Raw genomic sequence first — 21,324 nt, forward strand, 5'->3', positions numbered from 1 at the left:
GCGGCGGGGTGAGTGGTGGCGCTGCCGTCGGGTACGCGGGGGAGTAGTCCAGAGCCGATGTCGACCGACTGGCCGGAGGACGCCATGACCAACCCGTACCCCGATCCCGTCCACCCGGACCCCACGCCGGGTCCCGGGCCGGGGCCCACACCCGGCCCGGACCCCCAGCCCCCGCAGCCGGGCCCGACTCCGACGCCGCCCCCGCCGGGTCCGACCCCGACGCCACCCGCGCCCGGCCCCACCCCGAACCCGACCCCGGAGCCCTCTCCGTCCCCGATCCCCCCGGGCCCGGAGCCGGTTCCGAACCCGGAGCCGGGACCGCCCCTGTCCTGAGCCGGCACCGCCGGTCCCAGGGCCCCGACGCACAAAAAAACGGCGGTGGACGGCCACCGGGCCGCCCACGCCGTTCGTCGAACCTCCGTACCGCGTCTCCTACTCGGAGACCTCCGACCGGTCCCCGCCCCACAGCGTGTGGAACGACCCGTCCCGGTCGGTCCGCCGGTAGGTGTGCGCACCGAAGAAGTCCCGCTGTCCCTGCGTGAGCGCCGCGGGCAGCCGCTCCGCGCGCAGGGCGTCGTAGTAGGCGAGGGCCGCCGCGAAGCCCGGCGTCGGGACGCCCTGGCGGGTCGCGGCGATGATGACCTCACGCCAGTCGTCCTGGGCCGCCGCGATCTCCTGCGCGAACGTCTCGTCGGACAGCAGGCTCGGCAGGTCGGCCCGGGCGTCGTACGCCGCACGGATCCGGTCCAGGAAGGCCGCGCGGATGATGCAGCCGCCCCGCCAGAGCGCGGAAACGGCACCGAGGTCGATGTCCCAGCCGTACTCCTCGCTGCCCGCGGCGATCTCGTGGAAGCCCTGCGTGTACGACACGATCTTCGAGGCGTACAGCGCCTGCTCCACGCGGTCCGCGAAGGCCCCCGCCTCGGACTCGCTCAGCGGCGACGCCTTCGGCCCGGCGAGCCCCCGCGAGGCCTGCCGCAGCGCGGCGTGCCCGGAGAGCGAGCGGGCGAAGACCGCCTCCGCGATGCCGGAGACCGGGACGCCGAGGTCGAGGGCGATCTGGACGGTCCAGCGTCCGGTGCCCTTCTGCTCGGCCTCGTCCACCACCACGTCCACGAAGGGCTTGCCGGTCGCCGCGTCCACGTGCGACAGCACCTCGGCGGTGATCTCGATCAGGTAGGAGTCGAGCCGCCCGGTGTTCCACGTGCGGAAGATGTCGGCGATCTGCGCGGGCTCGTATCCGGCGACGTCGCGCAGCAGTTGGTACGCCTCGCCGATCAGCTGCATGTCGGCGTACTCGATGCCGTTGTGCACCATCTTCACGAAGTGCCCGGCGCCGTCCGGACCCACGTGCGTCACGCACGGCGCCCCGTCCGCCGCCTTCGCGGAGATCTTCTCCAGCATCGGACCGAGCGAGTCGTACGACTCCTTCGAGCCGCCCGGCATGATGCTCGGCCCGTGCAGCGCGCCCTCCTCGCCGCCGGAGACGCCCGTGCCGACGAAGTGGATGCCCTGCTCGCGCAGTGCGCGCTCCCGGCGCCGGGTGTCCGCGAAGTGCGCGTTGCCGCCGTCGATGATCATGTCGCCGGGCTCCAGGAGCGGGGCGAACTCCTCGATCACCGCGTCGGTCGGCTCCCCGGCCTTCACCATGACGACCAGCCGCCGCGGCCGCTCGAGCGCCGCCACGAAGTCCTTGGCGGTCTCGGCCGCAACGAAGTCGCCCTCGCTCCCGAACTCCTCCACCAGCGCGTGCGTACGCGACGCCGTCCGGTTGTGCACAGCGACCGTGTAGCCGTTGCGCGCGAAGTTTCGGGCGAGGTTGCGGCCCATGACCGCGAGTCCGGTGACGCCGATCTGGGCTGAAGTGCTCATACGGTTGGCTCCCATGTAAGTCCGGAAATCAGTGGTGCCGGTCGTGCGCACCCAATACTGCCCCTCGGCCATCCTGACGCGCCCGCCCACCGATCGCACATCCGGGGTGTTTTCCGGAGGCGCGTACGCAGATACGTGTCAGGATCCTTTGTGGCTCAGTGAAGCAGGTAATCCGGCAGTACGAAGGAGCCCCTGCGGGGCAGTGGATGACCGCGGGACACGCCGAGCACGAGCCGGGCCAGACGTTCGACCTCGCTCACGTAGTGCTTGGGCGAGGACACCCCGCGGAAGTCGACCTGCGGTTCTGTGGAGACGAACGGAGAGCGGTCCGTGTCACCCAGCAGTACGGTGACCACGCGTTTCCTGCCCAGCGCCGTGGTGTACTCCTGCGTTGCCGACGTCGACCGCATCCAGTGCGGACTCACCACCGGGACAAGCACGTCGGAGTTGGCCAGAGCGTCCTGAAGCCGAGAGGCCCAGTGATCGCCAAGGGCGAGGTGCCACTGGTCCACCCACACGCGCAGACCCAGTCGCTGGAGGTTCTCGGCGAGGGCCAGCGCCCAGTCCTGGTCTGCGTGGGCATAGGAGACGAAGACGTCGAAGCGCTCGACAGGACTGTGCCCCGGTGCACTGAACTCGACCGGCCCGGGCCCGTTGTGCAGTTGGGCGGCGATGGCACGAGCGGCTTGGGGCAGTGTGCCGTTCTCCAGATTGAAGGCCTGCAGGGTCCGGGCGACGTGGGGCAGCGTGGCGAGCGCCTCGGAGGAGGTCACCACGGGCAGCGTGAGTCGCTCGGTGACCGAACTGACCGAATGGCGCAGAAAATACATGATGTCCTGCTCTTGCTCGACCGGGGGGTGTTCGTCCGCGAGCATGACCAAGTGGCGGCACTCGTCCATGAATAGCTGTCGCATCTCCGGAGAGGGCGGAACGTCCGGTCCGTCGATCCGCCCCGGCATCGTCGTCACACCGTTCTCGTTCAGCAACGGAATGATGTCCCGGGCCAGCTTCTGGGTCGTCCGGCTGTAGCTGATGAAGACGTCCGCCTCGTACGTCCGCCGTGCTGCCTGCACCGCGCTGTCGACGTAGGAGTCACGGTTCTCGATCAACAGACGTCCGTCTTCCAGGCGACGGGCGAGGAGCGCGGCGAGCGAAGCGATGCTGTAGGTGACCTGCTCGGGGTTGCGATGGCTTTCGGTGAGGGCGGGAAGCGACTCACCGAAGGACCAGATCGGGAAGTAGGGGATGGTGATCCGCTGCAGCAGTTCGGCCGCAGTGCTTCCCCGCGGAGCCCAGTCTCTGAGCCGCGGTTCCATCCGCTCGGCCAGCGTCCGGCGCCAGGTCTCGCCCTGTTCGTACTCGGGCTGTGCGTCGAACCTGCTCAGCAGCGGCACGGTCAGCAGCCGCGGCCGGTCGTAGGGGAGACCGTCCCTGGCCTTCATGGCGCGGTCGACGATGTCCAGGACGCCGTCCACGTTCTGCTGGTTCGCGGTGAAGGCGAAGACGAGCACGTCGGGGACCTGCGCGGTGCAGATACCTCCGGAGTCGGTGATGCCGGTGCGGCTGTCGACGAGGACGACGTCGTAGTGGTTCATCCACTCCGCCCGCCACGATTCGAGGGTCTCCCCGAAATCGTGGTCGGCGTACAGGTTCTCCCAGTCGACTTCCTGAAGGCGGGAAATGTAGGTCTCGTCCTGTCTGCCGGCCGGGATCAGATCCAGCCTTACGCCTTTGGGGAGGCTGACCGCGGTGCGATGCTCCATGGCGAGGGACGGGCGGACGGGTGCGTCGCGGGCCTCCTCGACCATTTCCAACAGCCCTGTCCGAGGCGAGGACTCCAGGTAAGGGTCGAAGAAGTACGAGAGTCCCGGCGCCTCGAGATCCCAGTCGACGCACAGCACCCGATAACCCCAACGAGCCAGCAGCACCGCCGTGTTGGCGAGAGCGAAGCTGCGGCCCACGCCACCCTTGTACGAGTAGAACGTGACGATCTGACCGGTCTCCATCAGGCACCGAACCGTGGGAGCGGGGCAGGCCGGGCTTCGGCCACCGGTGGCATCTTGGTCGGCCAGTCGTCACACCACTCGGGTACTTGCTCCAGGCGTTGGCGAATGTTTCCCGCGAGGCGCTGCACCTCCTGATGGAAGTCCGCGTACGACTCGGAGTCCCGGTACTTGAGATGAGGCACGCTGTAGTTCTTGAACGCGTTGTCGAGCTGTCGGCGGTGTACCTCCGCCGGGAAGTTCTCACCGTCCGCGAACACGACGGGGAAGATGAGGCCCTGGCGTTGTGTCAGCCTTTCCCGCTCCTCCATCGTTCCCCACTCGGCCGCGCACCACTCCGAGTGGAAGTACGGAGCGGACAGGACGGGAACCAGCAGCCGACTCCTGCGCAGTGATCCCACGAGCTCGTCGGGCCATGGGACACCGATCTTGTCGTTGAGATGGCGATCGATGAAGATCTCGACCTTCCCGATCTCGTCCTCCAGGCAGCCCTTGAGGATGGGGAAGAAATGATTCCAGACCCATTCCCTGACGTGTCCCGCGCTTCTTCGGTAACTGATGAACACGTCGAACTCGTAGTCCATCGCTGCCCCATTCCCCGTGTCCAGGAATCTGCCTGAACACGACTCCGCCCCTGGTGGAACGGAGTGTAGCCGCCTGATGACTGGTCAACTCCCCTTTGCGCGGACCGCCTTGGACGAGTTCCCGCCCCACGGAGGTAAAGGAAGCGGCCGATTGCCGTCTTGTCATGGCCTGTTCGCAGCGCTTACTTTTGCCCCTCCTGACGCATGTCGAGGGGGGCTTCTTCATGGCCGTACGCGGCCGGCACCGCCGGTATCAGCCGAACAGGATCAACCGCGCGTCGCTCACCGTCACGGCGGGCGGCGCCGGGATGGCGATGCCGCTCATCGGGGCCGGGGTCGCGCAGGCCGCCGACGTGGACACCTGGAACAAGGTCGCCGCGTGCGAGTCGAGCAACGACTGGAACATCAACACCGGCAACGGCTACTACGGCGGACTGCAGTTCACGCGGTCCACCTGGGAGGCGTACGGCGGCACACGGTACGCGCCGAGGGCGGATCTGGCGACCAAGGACCAGCAGATCGCCGTGGCGGAGAAGGTGCTGGACGGGCAGGGGCCGGGAGCCTGGCCGACGTGCTCGGTGCGGGCCGGGCTGACGCGGGGCGGCGACACCCCGGACATCCGTCCCGCCGGGACCGGCGACAGCACTCCGAAGAAGTCGGGCAGCGGCTCCACGGCGGACGTGCAGCCGCAGACCACGCCCCAGTCCCGGGCCGGGACCGCCGAGGTGTACACGGTGGTCCGCGGCGACTCGCTCTCCGAGATCGCCGACGCCGAGCGCGTCCCGGGCGGTTGGCGCGGGCTGTACACGGCCAACCGGAAGACCATCGGCTCGGATCCCGACCTGATCGTGCCCGGCCAGCGGCTGAAGCTGCGCGGCGGCCAGGAGGCCGCCGGCACCACCACGACCACGCAGTCCGGCAGCGGCAGGTCCACCAGCGAGAAGGCCTCTTCGAGCACCCAGAGCACCCAGAACACCCAGGACACCGAAGACAAGGCCACGACCGGCCGTTCCCTGGTCTCCCCGGTGAACGCCACTCTGGGCACGCCCTACCGCAAGACGGGTTCCTCCTGGTCGAAGGGCTACCACACCGGCGTCGACTTCGCCGTGCCCACCGGCACGTCCGTGAAGGCGGTCGCGGCGGGCAAGGTCGTCACCTCCGGGTGGGGCGGTTCGTTCGGGTACCAGGTGGTCATCCGGCACTCCGACGGCCGCTACACCCAGTACGCGCATCTGTCGGCGATCTCCGTGAAGGCCGGGCAGACGGTGGGCGGCGGTCAGCGCCTCGGGCGTTCGGGCTCCACCGGCAACAGCACGGGCCCGCATCTGCACTTCGAGGTGCGGACGGGGCCCGGCTTCGGAACGGACATCGACCCGGTGGCCTATCTGAGGGCCGGGGGCGTCAGGATCTGACGCGGGTCCGGCGCCGGCCCCGGCCGCGCACCGGCAGCGGAATGAACGGGCCGCCGTAGAAGGGACCGTACAGATACGGCGGCACGTCGGTCACCGACGGCTCCGCGTCCTCGGGGGCGTCCTGCCGGACGGGCGGGACACTCTCCAGCCCCGGTGGCGTGCTGTCCGGCACCGGCGGGACGCTGTTCAGTACCGACGGCGACACAGGGGCCGGAACGAGCACGCTCTCCGGGACCGCGGCAGCCACCGGAGCCGGGGCGGGCACGGGTTCCTGAACCGCCGTGGTCGACGGGGTCGGGACGAGCACGCCCTCCCGCACCCCCGGCTGCTCGGGCACCCGTGCCGACGGCCCCACGGCGGGGACCGGCTCGGCAAGCGGCGCCACCGGCTGGGCCGCGGGCTCGGGCTGCGGCTCCACGGGCTCCGCGTGCGTGCGCTCCATCCGCTCCGTGGTCAGCAGGATCAGGCCGCCCGCCGCGACCACACCGCAGCTCAGCGCGAGGGCGGTGCCCGTCGTGCCGTAGCGGAAGGTTTCTCCGAACATCGTGATGCCGACCGCGGCCGCCGCCACCGGGTTCACGACCGTGAGCGTGGCCAGCGGGGCCGCGAGGCCCGCGCCGCGGTAGGAGGCCTGGGAGAGCAGCATGCCGGCCGTGGCCAGGACGCCGATCACGGCCAGGGACGGCACGTCGGCCGTGGAGACCCCGCCCGTCCAGTCGACGGCGACGGTCTTCGTGAACACCGAGGACATGCCGAACGCTATGCCGGACGCGACCGCGAGCAGGATGCTGCGCACCGCCGGGTGCCGGTGTGCGGCCCGGCCGGCGATCATCAGCGCGATCACCGCACCGGCGGTGACGACGGCCACGCCCACCCGCTGCGTGGTGTCCAGCGACTGCGCGTCGGACGCGCCGACCAGGGAGAGCAGACCGGCGAGACCGACCGTCGCCATGATCGCGCCGCGCCACGCCGTCGCGCCGGCCTTGCGGCCGACGAACAGAGCGGCCATGGGCAGGGCGAAGACGATGGTCAGCGCGCCCAGCGGCTGGACCAGGCTCAGCGGGCCGTAGGCGAGTGCCACCACGTGCAGCAGTCCGCCCAGGCCGTTCAGCGCGACCGCCGCCCACCAGATGGGCCGGCGCAGCGGTGCGTACTGCTGACCGGGGGAGGACACCGCCACCTGCTCCTGGACGATCGCCCCACCGGCATACGCCACGGCGGAGACGAACGACAGCAGCACGGACAACGCGAGGGCACTCATGAGCGACTCCTCTGCGTGAGGCGGGGGCGCTGGGCCCGGCGCTGCGTACGGTCGGCTTCCATAACCAATACGATCTCGCGAAAATTTCTTCCCGTCGTCGTACCTGAGCAGGCAATGGGTCCTACTGCCGATGGAGTACGAATCGGTCGCCATCATCCCCAAGGTGGGTGACCCTGGGCGGACCCCTAGTGGTCGCAGCCCCTAGAAGCCTTGGTACTACTGCTTTTCGTGGACCTCGACCCTGATCTCGCCGCGTTGCGCCGGCTCGGCGGCTTCTTCGCCCTGCGCACCGCACTGAGCCCGGCAGGAGCCCCGCAGGCCTCCCTGCCCACGCTCGCGCAGGTGTACGCGAAGGGTTCGGCGGATGTTTACGGCAATCCTATGACTTTTCGCGTACGGAAAGTAGGGGAGGTCCTTCGGTCTCCCGAGGTGCGGATCGCCGCCTCGGTCGCCCAGCAGGGACTCGCCGCCCGCCTGTGGTCGGTGGCCCTCGGCTGCGCCGCCCTCTACGACCGGATCCCCGACCTCGACCCCCGGCTGCTGCACTGGGATCCCGACGCCAGCGCCCCCGACGACCTGTGGCTGTCCGCCGTACGACCCCTGCCCGCGGACGCCGAGACCCTCGCGGACGTCGTACTGCACGCCCACCTGCGGCCACTGACCGAGCACCTGCACTCCCGTTACCGAGTCGCGGAAGGCCTGCTGTGGGGCAACGCCGCCTCCGCGCTGGCGGGCGCCGCCCGGCAGCTGGACGGCTGGGCGCGGGCTCACGGCCGTATGGACGTGGCCGCCCGAGCCCGTGCCCGCACCGCGGAACTCCTCGCCCACCCCCTCCTCGCGGGCACCGGCACCCTCACCGGAACCGCCTTCCGGCGGCGCAGCTGCTGCCTCTACTACCGTGTGCCCGGCGGAGGCGTCTGTGGTGACTGTTGCTTCACACGACCCCCGCGGTCTTCCCCGCGCGCCGCATCTGGGTGACCATGAAGGCAACCAGCCGCTGAGACAGGGGGTTCCGGGTGCGAGTGGGCCTGTTGACCCGGGAGTACCCGCCGGACGTGTACGGCGGTGCGGGTGTTCACGTCGAGTTCCTCGCCCGGGAGTTGAGGTCCCTCGTCGACCTTGACGTGCTCTGCTGGGGGGAGGGCCGCGCGGAGGGTGTGATCCGCCACCGCCCCTGGTCCGCGCTGGACACCGCCAACGACGCGCTGCGCACCTTCTCGGTGGACCTCGCGATGACCGCCGGCCTCGAAGGCCGCGAACTCGTCCACTCCCACACCTGGTACGCCAACCTCGCCGGCCACCTCGGCAAGCTCCTGTACGGCATGCCGCACGTGATGACGGCCCACTCGCTGGAGCCCCTGCGCCCCTGGAAGGCCGAGCAACTCGGTGGCGGATACGCCCTGTCCAGCTGGGCTGAGCGCACCGCGATCGAGTCCGCCGACGGGGTGATCGCGGTGTCCGGCGCCATGCGCGAGGACATCCTCGGCTGCTATCCGGCGCTGGATCCGGCCAAGGTCCACATCGTGCACAACGGCATCGACACCACCCTCTACCGACCCGACCACGGCACCGACGTCCTGCGCCGCATCGGCCTCGACCCGGACCGCCCGTACGTGCTGTTCGTCGGCCGCATCACCCGTCAGAAGGGCGTCCCGCATCTGCTGCGCGCGGTGCGGGACATCGACCCGGCCGCGCAGGTCGTGCTGTGCGCCGGCGCCCCCGACACCCCCGAGATCGACCAGGAGTTCCGCGAGCTCTTCCAGGAGCTGAGCCGGGTCCGCGAGGGCGTGCACTGGATCCCGCAGATGCTGCCGCGCCCCGAGGTGATCCAACTCCTCACGCACGCGGCGGTGTTCGTCTGCCCTTCGGTGTACGAGCCCCTCGGCATCGTCAACCTGGAGGCGATGGCGTGCGGAACCCCCGTCGTCGCCTCCCGGGTCGGCGGCATTCCCGAGGTCGTGGACGACGGGAAGACGGGGTTACTCGTCCCGGTGGACGACGACTTCGAGACGGGCCTCGCGCGGGCGCTGGATTCGGTCCTCGGTGACCCGGCGGCCGCGCGGGACATGGGTGAGGCCGGACGGCAGCGAGCGGTGGGCGAGTTCGGCTGGGACGCGGTCGCCCGGCGCACCGCCCGGCTGTACGAGGAGATCCTCAAGCCGGATTAGTCGGACGGCAGTTCCTCGAACAGGCGTAGCGCGACCTGCCCAGGGGCAGGAATGGATCAATCAGGTGAGGGGAGCGGCCATGCGTCGTGGTGGTCCTTCGGTGCTCGGCATCGTGCTGGCGGGCGGAGAGGGCAAGCGACTGATGCCCCTGACGGCGGACCGCGCGAAACCCGCCGTCACCTTCGGCGGCACATACCGCCTGGTCGACTTCGTGCTGTCCAACCTGGTCAACGCCGACGTCCTGCGCATCTGCGTGCTGACGCAGTACAAGTCGCACTCGCTGGACCGGCACATCACCACCACCTGGCGGATGTCCAGCCTCCTCGGCAACTACGTCACCCCGGTCCCGGCCCAGCAGCGCCTGGGCCCCCGCTGGTACCTGGGCAGCGCCGACGCGATCCTGCAGTCCCTGAACCTCATCTACGACGAACGACCCGAGTACGTGGCCGTCTTCGGCGCCGACCACGTCTACCGCATGGACCCGCGTCAGATGCTCGCCCAGCACATCGAGAGCGGCGCGGGCGTGACGGTGGCCGGGATACGCGTCCCGCGCGGCGAGTCGTCGTCCTTCGGCGTGATCAGCCCCGGCTCCGACGGCCAGACGGTGGAGCGCTTCCTGGAGAAGCCCGCCGACCCGCCCGGCCTGACCGACGATCCCGAGTGCGTGTTCGCCTCGATGGGCAACTACATCTTCACCACCAAGGCCCTCATCGAGGCGCTGCAACGGGACGCCGAGGACGTGAACTCGGTGCACGACATGGGCGGCTCGATCCTGCCGCAGCTCACCGACCGCGGCGAGGCCCAGCTCTACGACTTCAGCGCCAACCACGTGCCCGGCGAGACCACCCGCGACCAGGGTTACTGGCGGGACGTCGGCACGCTCGACGCGTACTACGACGCCCACATGGACCTCATCGCCGAGCGCCCCGCCTTCAACCTCTACAACCGCAGCTGGCCCATCTACACCCACTCGGGTCAGCTCTCCCCGGCCCGTTTCAACTCCGGCGGCATCGCCAGCGAGTCCATCATCAGCGCGGGCTGCCTGATCCGCGGCCAGGTCACGCGCTCGGTGCTCTCACCGGGTGTCGTGGTCGACCCGGGAGCCGTCGTCCAGGGTTCGGTGCTGCACGACAACGTCCACATCGGGCGGGGCGCGGTGGTGCGCGGTGCCGTCCTGGACAAGAACGTCGAGGTGCCGCCCGGCGCGACGATCGGCGTGAACCCGGAGCGGGACGCCGAGCTGTACACGGTGTCCAAGGGCGGAGTGATCGCGCTGGGCAAGGGCCAGCGGGTGCCGTAGAGCCTCGGTGCGTTCCGTGTTGTCAGGGCCTGGGGTGCGCTGATTGGCCCCATGTGCCACACCAGTCCCGCCTCTTTCGTGGAGGCGGGACTTAATCCGTTGTTAACTGTGCGTAGCTTGATCGTACTTGACCGTAATCGCCTCAGGGCGGTTGACTGCTGACTCACCCTTCGTCGACGCGAGGCAAGCCATTGACTTCTGACCTGCTCGCACCTCTCGACCTGGCGTTCTGGAACATGGAATCCGCCGAGCACCCCATGCACCTGGGCGCCCTCGGTGTCTTCACGGCACACTCGCCCACCGCCGGCGCCCACGCGGCCGATCTGCTGGCCGCCCGGGCCGCCGCGGTGCCCGGACTGCGGATGCGGATCGTGGACGTGTGGCCCCTGGGCTTCCCCGGGGCCTTCGGCGGCGCGGCGCGGGAGCCCGCTCCGGACTTCGACCCGCTCGCCCACGTCACCCTGCACGCCCCCGCCGCGGACTTCCAGGCCGAGGCCGGCCGGCTGATGCAGCGGCCGCTGGAGCGCGAGCGGCCCCCGTGGGAGGCGCATGTGCTGCCCGGGGAGGACGGCGTCTCGTTCGCCGTGCTGTTCAAGTTCCACCACGCCCTGGCCGACGGCCTGCGCGCGCTGACGCTCGCCGCCGCGATCCTGGACCCGATGGACGTGCCGGCCCGCCGTCCCCGCCCCCTTGAACCGCCCCGCGGCCTCCTCCCGGACGTCCGCAGACTGCCGGGGCTGGTGCGCGGCGCCCTGTCCGACGTGGGCCGGGCCCTCGACATCGGCGCCTCGGTCGCCCGCTCCACCCTGGACGTGCGCACGTCCGCCGCCCTCACCGCCCGGTCCACCGGCACCCGCCGCACCGCCGGGGTGGTCGTCGACATCGACGACGTGCACCGCGTCCGCAAGGCCGTCGGCGGCACCGTCAACGACGTCGTGATCGCCGTCGTCGCCGGCGCCCTGCGCCGCTGGCTGGACGAGCGCGGCGACGGCAGCGAGGGCGTGGCGCCCCGCGCGCTGATCCCCGTGTCCAGGCGCCGCCCGCGCACCGCCCACCCACAGGGCAACCGGCTCTCCGGGTACCTGATGCGGCTTCCCGTCGCGGACCCGGACCCGCTCGGCCGCCTGGCCACGGTGCGTACGGCCATGGACCGCAACAAGGACGCCGGACCCAATCGGGGCGCCGGCGCCGTCGCCCTGCTCGCCGACCACGTCCCGGCGCTCGGCCACCGGCTCGGCGGCCCCTTCGTGAGTCAGGCCGCCCGGCTCTGGTTCGACATCCTGGTCACCAGCGTTCCCCTGCCCGGCATCGGCCTGAAGCTCGGCGGCAACCCCGTCACCGAGGTCTTTCCCTTCGCCCCGCTGGCCCGCGGGCAGTCCCTCGCGGTCGCCATCTCGACGTACCGCGGGCGCGTGCACTACGGGCTCGTCGCCGACGCCGAGGCCGTACCGGATCTCGACCGGCTGGCCCTCGCCGTGACCGAGGAGGTGCAGACGCTGATCACCGCCTGCGACCCATGATCGTCACGGGTTTGGTGCTATGGCCCGGCGCTCCGTAAAATGCCCTGTTCGAAAGCGGTCGTCGTCGGAGCGCCGCGCGAAACCCAGGGAACGGCAGCGGCCATGACGGTGACAGACAACGGCTCGGCGACCACGGACGAGATCGTCTACGGTCCCGGCATCGACCCGGAGCGGCTCGCCGTCTGCCTGAGTGTGCTCGAGGAGCTCGACAAGCTGGACGTCGACCACCCCGACGCGATCACCGTACGCCGGGCCACCGCGGGCATCTACCGCAACGTCAAGCAGCGCCGCCGCCAGGAGCGCCGGGCCGCCAAGACCGCGCACGACAAGGCCGTCACGGAGGCCACGGCGACCGGCTCCGCCCAGCGCATCGACGACGAGACGGAGGGCATCCTGCCGTCGTCGGCCACCGGGGAAGGGAAGATCGCGGGGATACTCCAGCGCCCGCGCTCCTGCTACACCTGCAAGGCCCGGTACGTGGAGGTCGACTACTTCTACCACCAGCTCTGTCCCGACTGCGCCGGCCTCAACCGTGCCAAGCGCGACGCCCGCGCCGACCTCACCGGCAAGCGCGCCCTGCTCACGGGCGGCCGCGCCAAGATCGGCATGTACATCGCGCTGCGACTGCTGCGCGACGGCGCGCACACGACGATCACCACGCGTTTCCCGAAGGACGCCATCCGCCGCTTCAAGGCCATGGACGACTCGGCGGACTGGATGCACCGTCTGGAAGTCGTCGGCATCGACCTGCGCGACCCGGCGCAGGCCGTGGCCCTCGCCGACCAGGTCGCCGAGGCGGGCCCCCTCGACATCCTCATCAACAACGCGACGCAGACCGTGCGCCGCCTGCCCTCTGCCTACGCCGCGCTGGTCGAGGGCGAGAGCGCCCCGCTGCCGGCCGGTGAGCTGCCCGCCCACCACGTCATCGGCGCCTTCGGCTCCGGAGCGGTGGACGGTCTGGCCGCGCTGCCCGCCGGAATCTCCGGCATGGACGCGCAGCAGGTCGCCGACCTCGCCCTGGTCGCGGGCAACGCCAGCGTCGCCCGGCACCTCGACGGCACCGCCATCGACGCGGGCGGGCTCGTCCCCGACGTCGTCGACAGCAACACCTGGGTGCAGACGATCGAGCAGATCTCCCCGGTGGAGCTCCTCGAGACCCAGCTGTGCAACTACACCGCGCCGTTCATCCTGATCAGCAAGCTCCGCCCGGTCATGGCCGCCGCCGCCACGAAGGCGACCAGCAAACGCGCGCACATCGTGAACGTCTCGGCGATGGAAGGCGTCTTCGGCCGCGGCTACAAGGGCGCCGGTCACCCGAACACGAACGCCGCCAAGGCCGCGATGAACATGGTGACGCGGACCAGCGCCCAGGAGATGTTCCAGGCCGACGGCATCCTCATGACCTCGGTCGACACCGGCTGGATCACCGACGAACGCCCCCACTACGACAAGCTGCGCCTCGCCGAGGAGGGCTTCCACGCCCCGCTCGACCTGGTCGACGGCGCCGCCCGTGTATACGACCCGATCGTCCGCGGCGAGGAGGGCGAGGACGTGTACGGCGTCTTCCTGAAGGACTACGCGCCGGGCAAGTGGTAGGACACTGATCCGCCGGCCTGCGGTGGGACGCGCGCCGGTGCCCGGTGCGATGGTCACGCGTACTTCACGGTTCGACTCCTTGCAGGCCCGCCCTCGGGCCTGTCACCCTTCGGGGGCGATCGCGCGGCCGCGCCCGGTCTCGGGCACCCGTGCTCACCGTGCGGTGCTCAGCGGTGTCCGCGTAGCCGTTCGTGTACCGCGTATGGCGCCGACGTGTGCGCGGCCCGTACCCGCGTTCCTCCGTCCACGAGCAGGTCCGCCCCGGTCACCCACTGAGCGGCGTCCGAGGCCAGCCACAGCACTGCCCGCGCCACGTCCTCCGGCTCGCCGATCCGCCCGAGCGGCAGTCCTGCGGCCACCTCGCGCTCGCCCGGTTCCCAGACGAATCGCGCCATTTCCGTGCGGACGAGGCCGGGGGAGACGGAGTTGACCCGTACCTTCGGGGCGAGTTCGCCCGCGAGCTGCCGGGTCAGGTGCAGCAGGGCCGCCTTGCTGGTGCCGTACGCCCCGACGCTCGGCCCGACATGCCCGGCGCCCTCCGTGCAGACGTTCACCACCGCGCCGCCGTGCTCGCCCATCCAGGCCCGCCAGGCGCACCGCACCAGCCGCAGCGGCGCCTCGACGTTGACCGTGAACGCCTGGCGCCAGGCGTCCGGATCGGCCTCCATCAGCGGTCCGTACGGCTGGTTGGTCGCCGCGTTGTTGACCAGCACGTCGATCCGCCCGAACTCCCGCAGGACCAGCTCCGTGACCTGCGAGAGGTGGTCCGGGTCGGCGACGCTGCCCGCCAGTCCGATGCCGCCCAGCTCCCCGGCGGTCCGTCGCACCTCGTCGGCGTCCCGGGCGGTCACGCACACCAGCGCACCGGCGCCGGCCAACTGCGCCGCGACGGCCCGCCCGATGCCGCGTGTGGCGCCGGTGACGATCGCGGCTCTGCCCTCAAGTCCGTACGACGACGTCATCGGCGTACCGTCTCATGACGGACCGTCAGTCGACAGCCCCGAGACGGGAGTTGCGCGCAGCCACCAGCTCCAGCACGGTGCGCCAGTCCTCCAGGACGCCCGCGTCGAACCCGGAGAACCAGCCCTCCTCGTCGGCCTGGCGCAGGCGCAGCAGGTCGTCGTCGGTGGCAGCGTCGCCTGTGGCGTGTCCGCGGACGAGGGCGAAGACGCGTTCGCCGAGCAGGACGCGGACCGCGTCGGCGGCGCAGTCCGCCTGCGCGGCCTCGTCGCCCGGCCGCAGCAGCGGGCCGATCGCCTGGACCAGGCCCGCCACCTGGAGCTCCTTGTCGGCGGGCCGGGTGCGGCGCAGCAGGGCGGCGGTCCGCAGCGCGTGTTGGTGGAGGTCGACTCGGCCGCCGCCGAGAGGGGGCGCGGCCCACGCGCCCCGGCAGGCGTTCAGCAGATCCATCAGCTCTTCGACACTGCGCAGCTCCATGCGCCAGTCCTCCCGCCGGACAAGCCGTATGGTCCGCCAGCAGATCATGGCCGGCTTGCGAATCGGCCAACGGGATCTGAACTGCGTCGCCTGTTCGGCGGCGTAGGCCATACGGGGGAGTCCCAAACGGTGCATGATGTTACGAACAGGCACATATCATGCCTGGTCGAACACGGGACGACTCCGGATAGTTACCCTTTGTTTTCAGCCCTATCGAGCGGCCTCCCGCTCATTTGGTTAATCTGTAGGCGACGGACGGCAGCACGGGGTCCTACCCACACCCAAGGTCCGTCATGGAACACGCCCGTTCACCACGGCTTGATCTCGTACGACCAACCGGCGCCACCGCGTCCGAACTGCTTCCAGCCACACCCGAGCGGGCGCCGAGGGCCAGGCCGTTGACTGGCAGGCATGCCCCGAGGGTGACCCGACACATAAGGAGTGCGCGGTGACACCGGAGAAGACGAATCGCGAGCAACGCCCCAAGGAACGCCCGGAGCGTGCGGGCCGCCGGCCCGGAGAGCTCGGCAGCCTCGACGTGTGGGCCCGGTCCGCCCCCATCCGCCTGGCCGGTTACGAGGACGACCTCGCCGAGCCCCACATCCTGCCCAGCGTGGACTGACCGACCGGGACAGGACCCGTCGCGATCGCCGAAGGCATGGGCGTGCGAAACTCACGCCCATGCTGATCAGAGAAGCCGTGGCCGAGGACTGGCCACGGATCTGGCCTTTCTGGCACCGGATCGTCGCCGCCGGTGAGACCTACGCCTGGGACCCGGACACCTCACAAGAGGCGGCCCGCGCCCTGTGGATGGCCCCGGCCAAACACGTCTACGTCGTCGAGGACGACACCGGCGCCCTCGTCGCCTCCGCCTACCTCACCCCCAACTACGACGGCCCCGCCGCCCGGATCGCCAACGCGGGCTTCATGGTCGACCCCGACCAGGGCGGCCGGGGCTTCGGGCGTGCCCTCGCCGAGCACATCCTGGACACGGCGAAGGCCGAGGGCTACCGGGGCATGGTGTTCAACGCCGTCGTCGAGACCAACCCGGCCGTGAAGCTGTGGACCTCCTTCGGCTTCACGATCCTCGGCACGGTCCCGGACGCCTACGAACACCCCCGGCACGGGCGCGTGGGCCTGCACATCATGTACAAGGCCCTCTAGCGCACCTCTAGTCCAGAGGTGCCGTCCGCTGCCACGGGTGCCGCTCCTCCAACTGCTCCGCCACCGCGAGCAGGTCCGCCTCCGACCCCGGCAGCCCCACCAGCTGTACGGCACAGGGGGCGCCGGAGGGCAGCGTGCCGAAGGGGACCGACATCGCCGGCCAGCCGGTCAGGTTCCACGGCGGGGTCAGCGGCGAGTAGTTCGTGTTCGCCAGGACGTTGCGCAGCCAGCCCCGCTCGTGCCAGGCCGCGGCCTGGGGGGAGCGGCGGGCGAGCGCCGGGGTGAGCAGCACGTCGTACTCGTCGAAGAACGGCTCCAGGCGCCGGCGCAGCGCCTGACGGGCCTCGCCGGACCGGACGGTGTTCACGAAGCGGCGGCCCACGGCCGCGTGCACCCGGGTGCGCCGCGTCAGCAGCCGACGGTCGAGGCTCTCCGCGTCCACCGCGGTGCCGGCCGTCCAGTGGGCGAGCGAGGTGAGGCTCAGCGACAGGGGGTACGGCGGATCGGCCCGGCGCACCCGGTGACCTGCCTTCATGAGCAGCTCCGCCGCCTCCCGCACCGCGGTCGTATACGGCCTGGTGACGGCGACGCCGGCGATCGGGCTGCGCAGGGAGACGGCGACCCGGTGCGTGGCGGACGGGTCCTTCCGTACGACGTCGGTGTCAGCGAGGACCGACAGCAGCAGGCGCGCGTCCTCGACCGTGGTGGTGAGGGGCCCGTTCTCCGACATGCCGAACCAGGTGCTGCTGCCCGCCGGGACCACCCCGGGGCCCGGCTTGATGGTGACCAGGCCGCAGTTGGCCGCCGGTATGCGCAGGGAGCCCATCCCGTCGTTGCCCAGCGCGATCGGCACCAGGCCGGCGGCGACCGCGGCCGCGCTGCCCCCGGACGAGCCCCCCGCGGTGCGCGAGGTGTCCCACGGGTTGCGGGCCGTGCCGTGGACGCCCTCCGAGGTGCCGAAGACGCACAGTTCCGGCACGTTGGTCAGCCCCACCACCACCGCACCCGCCGCGCGCAGCCGGGCCACGGTGACATGGTCCTCAGTGGCGGGCGTCTCGGGCGTCGCCGCGGAGCCGACGCGCATCGTCTCGCCGCGCACGGCGAGGTTGTCCTTGATCGCCACGGGCACGCCCGCCAGGGGCAGGTCGCCCAGGTCGCCCCGCGCGGCCACCTCGTCGGCCTCGGCGAGCGCCGCCTCGGCCCGGACCACCCGGAACGCCCCGACGCGACCGTCGAGCCGCTCGATCCGGGCGAGGTGCTCGGCCACCACCTCGCGGGGCGTGGCCCGCTTCTCGCGTACGGCGGCGGCGATCTCGGCGGCGGTCAGGCCGACCCAGTTGGTCACGGGCGCTCCTTGGGAGGCTACTGGTGGGTACGTAGGGAGAACTCTGCCCGGGACCGGACGCCGCGTCGAGAGCGTTCGCGCTTGGACATTCGGACCGGTCTTCTTGGACTTTTCGCGGACCGGCGGTCGGGCCCGTCGACAGACCCGGCAGGTCATCCGATCAATGGCCCAACTTCCGTGCCATCGAGCCCCATTGACAGGCCGAGAGGGCAAGCCAATCATCAGGCCTCCGATGAATGGGAGTCGCTGATGAGAAAACGGCTGAGACTGGTCGGCGTCATGGCGGTGCTGATGGTGCTCCTGGCACCGGTTCCGGCCCTCGCCCGGCAGGAGCAGGCTCCGCCGGTCACCGTGCCCGCCCTCTCCGACTGGACGCCCGCCTCCGGCAGCTATGTCTTCCGGCCCGGTTCCCGTCTGGTCGCGGACAGCCCGGCCGAACGCCGCGTCGCCGGCACCCTGGCCGACGACCTCAGGGCGGCGGGCCACGGCCGGGTTCCGGTGGTGACCGGCGGCGCCCGCGCCGGTGACATCGTTATCGACGTACGGTCGGGCCGGGCAGCGCTCGGTGACGAGGGCTACGAACTCCGCGCGGGGGAGCGGCTGTCGGTGACCGGCGCGACCGAGACCGGCGCCTTCTACGGCACCCGGACCCTGATCCAGCTCCTCGCGCAGGGCGACCGGATCCCCGCGGGACGCACCGTCGACGTGCCCCGCTACAAGGAACGCGGCGTCGGCGTCTGCGCCTGCTACATCAACATCTCGCTGCCCTGGCTGGAGAACCTCGTCCGGGAGATGGCGTACCACAAGCTCAACCAGCTGCTCCTCGAACTGAAGGTGAAGAGCGACGCCCACCCCGAGGCCAACACCTGGGGGTACTACACCAAGGACGAGATCCGCCGCCTGGTCGCCCTCGGCGAGCGGTACCACGTGGAGATCATCCCCGAGATCAACTCGCCGGGGCACATGGACCCGTGGATAGAGAACCGGCCGGATCTCCAGCTGACCGACTCCGACGGCGCCAAGCAGCCCTCGCGCCTCGACATCACCCAGCCGGCCGCCTTCGACTACTACACGAGCCTGATCGACGAGTACGCCCATGTCTTCACCGCCGGCTCCTGGCACATGGGAGCCGACGAGTACATGCTCGGCTCCGACTTCGCCAAGTACCCGCAGGTCCTGCGGTACGCCCAGGAGAAGTACGGCCCCGACGCCACACCGCAGGACGCGTTCATCGACTTCGTCAACCGCGTCCACGCCTACGCGGCGGCCAAGGGCAAGAAGCTGCGTATCTGGAACGACGGCCTCACCGGCGCCAACACCGTGCCGGTGACGGCGGGCACGACCGTCGAGCACTGGCTGAACGTGGCGACGAAACCGAGCCAACTCCTCGCGCAGGGCTACCCGTTGATGAACGCGGCCTACGCGCTGTACCTCGTCCGCGGCGGCTTCCACAGCGACACCAAGGGGCTGTACGACCAGAGTTGGGACCCGCGCAGCTTCGAAGGCGAGAAACTGGCCTCCAGCGAGGGCATCACCGGCGCGAAGATCAGCCTCTGGCCCGACAACGGGCGGGGCGAGACCGAGAACGAGGTCTCCGTCGCCCTGTGGCCCGCGCTGCGCCACGTCGCCCAGGCCACCTGGGGCGCTCCGCACCCCGACGCCACGTACGCCGCGTTCACCGCGCGCGGCACCGCCGTCGGGCACGCACCGGGGTGGCGGGACCTGACCCGGGTGCCGGTGGCGGACGGGACGTACACCTTCGACGCGGACGGCCGGTCCTTCGAGGCCGAGGTGCGGCGCACGGCCGACGGCTATGTGACCCTGCGGACCGGCGAAGGCTGCCTGGAGATTCGTGGCGGCAAGCTCACGCTCAACGTGCCGCTCCAGCCGGGCGTCGCAGCCGTCCCGCAGACCTGCGACGCCGCGAACACGCTGCAGCGCTGGGAGCTGGAACCCGCCCAGGGCGGCTACCACCTGGTCAACGCGATCACGCGGATGGCCGTGAGCGCCGGCGCCGACGGTGCGCTCGTGCAGTACCCGCCCGACCAACGCCCGCCCGCCCGCTGGCACTTGACCGCCCACTGACGCGAGGAGCATCCACCATGGCCGTGTCCCGACGCCTCTTCGTCACCGCCACCTCCGCCGCCACCGCACTGGCCGTGACCGGAGTGGCGGCCCCGCCGGCGTCCGCCGCGGCGGACGGCCCCCGTCAGCTCATCCCCGTCTCCCCGGACGACACCGAGGCCGACCTGGTCCGCAAGGCGTCCCAAGTCCGGCCCACCGCACGGCAGATCGCCTGGCAGCGCCTGGAACGCACCGCGTTCCTGCACTTCGGCGTGAACACCTTCACCGGCCTCGAATGGGGCACCGGCGACGAGGACCCCGACGTCTTCCAGCCGGCCGGCCTCGACACCGACCAGTGGGCCGGAGCTCTGCGTGACGGCGGCTTCAAACTCGCCATCCTCACCGTCAAGCACCACGACGGCTTCGTCCTCTATCCCTCCCGCTACACCGACCACACCGTGGCGTCCAGCAGTTGGCGGGACGGACAGGGCGACGTGCTGCGCTCGTTCGCCGACTCGATGCGCCGCCACGGCATCAAGGTCGGCGTCTACATCTCGCCCGCCGACGAGAACCAGTACCTGCACGGTGTGTACGCCAACGGCAGCACCCGGGCCGCGCACACCATCCCCACCCTCGTCGACGGCGACGACCGCACACCCCAGCGGTCGTACACCCTCCAGGCCACCGACTACGGCGCGCACATGCTCAACCAGCTCTACGAGGTCCTCACCGAGTACGGCCCGGTCGACGAGGTCTGGTTCGACGGTGCCCAGGGGCACATCCCGCCGGACAAGGTCGAGAAGTACGACTGGGACAGCTGGTACTCCCTCGTGCGCACGCTCGCGCCCGACGCCTCGATCGCCGTCTCCGGGCCCGATGTGCGCTGGGTCGGCAACGAGGGCGGCTCGGCGCGCGAGGACGAGTGGAGCGTCGTACCGGTCACCGAGAAGGACAACGGGCGCACCGACTTCGCGCTCGCGTACGACGCGGCCGACATGGGCGGCAGAGACGCCCTGGTGGCGGCCCGGCCGGTCGCGGACTACCTCCAGTGGTGGCCCGCCGAGAGCGATGTGTCCATCCGGGACGGCTGGTTCTACCACGCCGACCAACAGCCCAAGAGTGTCGAGCAGTTGACGGACATCTACTTCCGGTCCGTGGGGCGCAACTCCGTGCTGCTGCTCAACATCCCGCCGGACACGGACGGGTTGCTGCCCGCAGCGGACGTGGTCCGGCTGCGGGAGTTCCGTGAGCGGGTGGACCGGGAGCTGCCCGAGGACCTGGCGGCCGGAGCGCGGACGGCCGTCTCGCCGGGGCGGGTCACCCTCGACCTGGGCACCGAGCGGGAGGTGGACCGGGTCCGGCTGGCGGAGGACATCCGGGAGGGGCAGCAGATCGAGAGCTTCGTGGTCGAGGCGCAGCTCGACGGCGCGTGGACGGAGGTGACGCGGGCCGGGACCGTCGGCGCGAGCCGGATCCTGCTGCTGGCCGCTCCGGTACGGGCGCGGCGGTGGCGGGTCGGGGTGACCGGGGCGCGGGCGGCCGTACGGATCGCGGAGTTCGGGCTGTACCGGTCGCGGGTCTGAGCGGGCCCCGGCGGC

General features: G+C 70.9%; 17 protein-coding genes. 10 read left to right on the plus strand and 7 right to left on the minus strand.

Going from position 1 to position 21,324, the window contains the following annotated elements; genetic code table 11:
• Positions 1–432 precede the first annotated feature (432 nt).
• The 3 genes from gndA to QFZ76_RS42840 all read right to left on the minus strand — a co-directional run bounded on the left by gndA (position 433) and on the right by QFZ76_RS42840 (position 4,459).
• Positions 433–1,872, minus strand: a complete 1,440-nt coding sequence (gndA, locus tag QFZ76_RS42830) for an NADP-dependent phosphogluconate dehydrogenase (protein WP_307678732.1) — start codon at positions 1,870–1,872, stop codon at positions 433–435.
• Positions 1,873–2,027: 155 nt separating this feature from the next.
• Positions 2,028–3,878 (minus strand): toll/interleukin-1 receptor domain-containing protein, encoded by a 1,851-nt coding sequence (locus QFZ76_RS42835; protein ID WP_307678733.1) that lies wholly within the window; start codon positions 3,876–3,878, stop codon positions 2,028–2,030.
• The gene (locus QFZ76_RS42840) at positions 3,878–4,459 is read right to left on the minus strand and encodes a toll/interleukin-1 receptor domain-containing protein (RefSeq protein ID WP_307678734.1); all 582 of its coding nucleotides are present in this window, start codon (positions 4,457–4,459) and stop codon (positions 3,878–3,880) included. Before QFZ76_RS42840 ends, QFZ76_RS42835 begins: the two co-directional genes overlap by 1 nt.
• Positions 4,460–4,683: 224 nt before the next feature.
• On the opposite strand from QFZ76_RS42840, the gene QFZ76_RS42845 reads away from it, so the two are divergent.
• Entirely contained in the window at positions 4,684–5,871 is a 1,188-nt protein-coding gene (locus QFZ76_RS42845) for a transglycosylase family protein (protein WP_307678735.1), read from the plus strand.
• Here the strand turns inward: QFZ76_RS42845 and QFZ76_RS42850 are convergent.
• On the minus strand, positions 5,861–7,132 hold the full coding sequence (locus QFZ76_RS42850) for a DMT family transporter (protein WP_307678736.1): 1,272 nt from the start codon (positions 7,130–7,132) through the stop codon (positions 5,861–5,863). The two genes, QFZ76_RS42845 and QFZ76_RS42850, sit on opposite strands and share 11 nt — an antisense overlap.
• A gap of 210 nt (positions 7,133–7,342) precedes the next feature.
• Here QFZ76_RS42850 and QFZ76_RS42855 point away from each other — a divergent pair, with 210 nt between their 5' ends.
• The 5 genes from QFZ76_RS42855 (at position 7,343) to QFZ76_RS42875 (ending at position 13,716) form a co-directional block, all read left to right on the plus strand.
• Complete coding sequence (locus tag QFZ76_RS42855; protein WP_307678737.1) at positions 7,343–8,110, plus strand: (2Fe-2S)-binding protein; 768 nt, start codon at positions 7,343–7,345, stop codon at positions 8,108–8,110.
• Positions 8,111–8,148: 38 nt separating this feature from the next.
• Positions 8,149–9,300 (plus strand): glycogen synthase, encoded by a 1,152-nt coding sequence (gene glgA, locus QFZ76_RS42860; RefSeq protein ID WP_307678738.1) that lies wholly within the window; start codon positions 8,149–8,151, stop codon positions 9,298–9,300.
• 79 nt (positions 9,301–9,379) lie between these two features.
• A complete protein-coding gene (gene glgC, locus QFZ76_RS42865; protein WP_307678739.1) occupies positions 9,380–10,600 on the plus strand; it encodes a glucose-1-phosphate adenylyltransferase in 1,221 nt (406 codons plus the stop codon).
• A 191-nt stretch (positions 10,601–10,791) separates the two neighbouring features.
• A complete protein-coding gene (locus QFZ76_RS42870; protein ID WP_307678740.1) occupies positions 10,792–12,120 on the plus strand; it encodes a wax ester/triacylglycerol synthase family O-acyltransferase in 1,329 nt (442 codons plus the stop codon).
• A gap of 102 nt (positions 12,121–12,222) precedes the next feature.
• The gene (locus QFZ76_RS42875; RefSeq protein WP_307678741.1) at positions 12,223–13,716 is read left to right on the plus strand and encodes an SDR family NAD(P)-dependent oxidoreductase; all 1,494 of its coding nucleotides are present in this window, start codon (positions 12,223–12,225) and stop codon (positions 13,714–13,716) included.
• A gap of 167 nt (positions 13,717–13,883) precedes the next feature.
• Here the strand turns inward: QFZ76_RS42875 and QFZ76_RS42880 are convergent, their stop codons facing one another.
• Positions 13,884–14,678, minus strand: a complete 795-nt coding sequence (locus QFZ76_RS42880; protein ID WP_307678742.1) for an SDR family oxidoreductase — start codon at positions 14,676–14,678, stop codon at positions 13,884–13,886.
• Positions 14,679–14,703: 25 nt separating this feature from the next.
• Positions 14,704–15,153 (minus strand): hypothetical protein, encoded by a 450-nt coding sequence (locus QFZ76_RS42885; RefSeq protein ID WP_307678743.1) that lies wholly within the window; start codon positions 15,151–15,153, stop codon positions 14,704–14,706.
• Between the two features lie 448 nt (positions 15,154–15,601).
• Between QFZ76_RS42885 and QFZ76_RS42890 the strand changes: the two genes are divergently transcribed.
• Together QFZ76_RS42890 and QFZ76_RS42895 are read left to right on the plus strand one after the other, a co-directional pair.
• Positions 15,602–15,775: a hypothetical protein gene (locus tag QFZ76_RS42890; protein WP_184826938.1), complete on the plus strand. Its 174-nt coding sequence runs from the start codon at positions 15,602–15,604 to the stop codon at positions 15,773–15,775.
• Positions 15,776–15,834: 59 nt separating this feature from the next.
• Positions 15,835–16,317, plus strand: a complete 483-nt coding sequence (locus tag QFZ76_RS42895) for a GNAT family N-acetyltransferase (protein WP_307678744.1) — start codon at positions 15,835–15,837, stop codon at positions 16,315–16,317.
• Between the two features lie 7 nt (positions 16,318–16,324).
• Here the strand turns inward: QFZ76_RS42895 and QFZ76_RS42900 are convergent, their stop codons facing one another.
• Positions 16,325–17,662: an amidase gene (locus QFZ76_RS42900; RefSeq protein ID WP_307678745.1), complete on the minus strand. Its 1,338-nt coding sequence runs from the start codon at positions 17,660–17,662 to the stop codon at positions 16,325–16,327.
• Positions 17,663–17,911: 249 nt separating this feature from the next.
• Between QFZ76_RS42900 and QFZ76_RS42905 the strand changes: the two genes are divergently transcribed.
• Together QFZ76_RS42905 and QFZ76_RS42910 are read left to right on the plus strand one after the other, a co-directional pair.
• A complete protein-coding gene (locus QFZ76_RS42905) occupies positions 17,912–19,747 on the plus strand; it encodes a family 20 glycosylhydrolase (protein ID WP_307678746.1) in 1,836 nt (611 codons plus the stop codon).
• 17 nt (positions 19,748–19,764) lie between these two features.
• Positions 19,765–21,309: an alpha-L-fucosidase gene (locus tag QFZ76_RS42910; RefSeq protein ID WP_307678747.1), complete on the plus strand. Its 1,545-nt coding sequence runs from the start codon at positions 19,765–19,767 to the stop codon at positions 21,307–21,309.
• The last annotated feature ends 15 nt before the right edge of the window (positions 21,310–21,324 follow it).

Origin of the sequence: Streptomyces sp. V4I2 (assembly GCF_030817655.1) — a bacterium.
GTDB classification, from domain to species: Bacteria; Actinomycetota; Actinomycetes; order Streptomycetales; family Streptomycetaceae; genus Streptomyces; species Streptomyces plumbiresistens.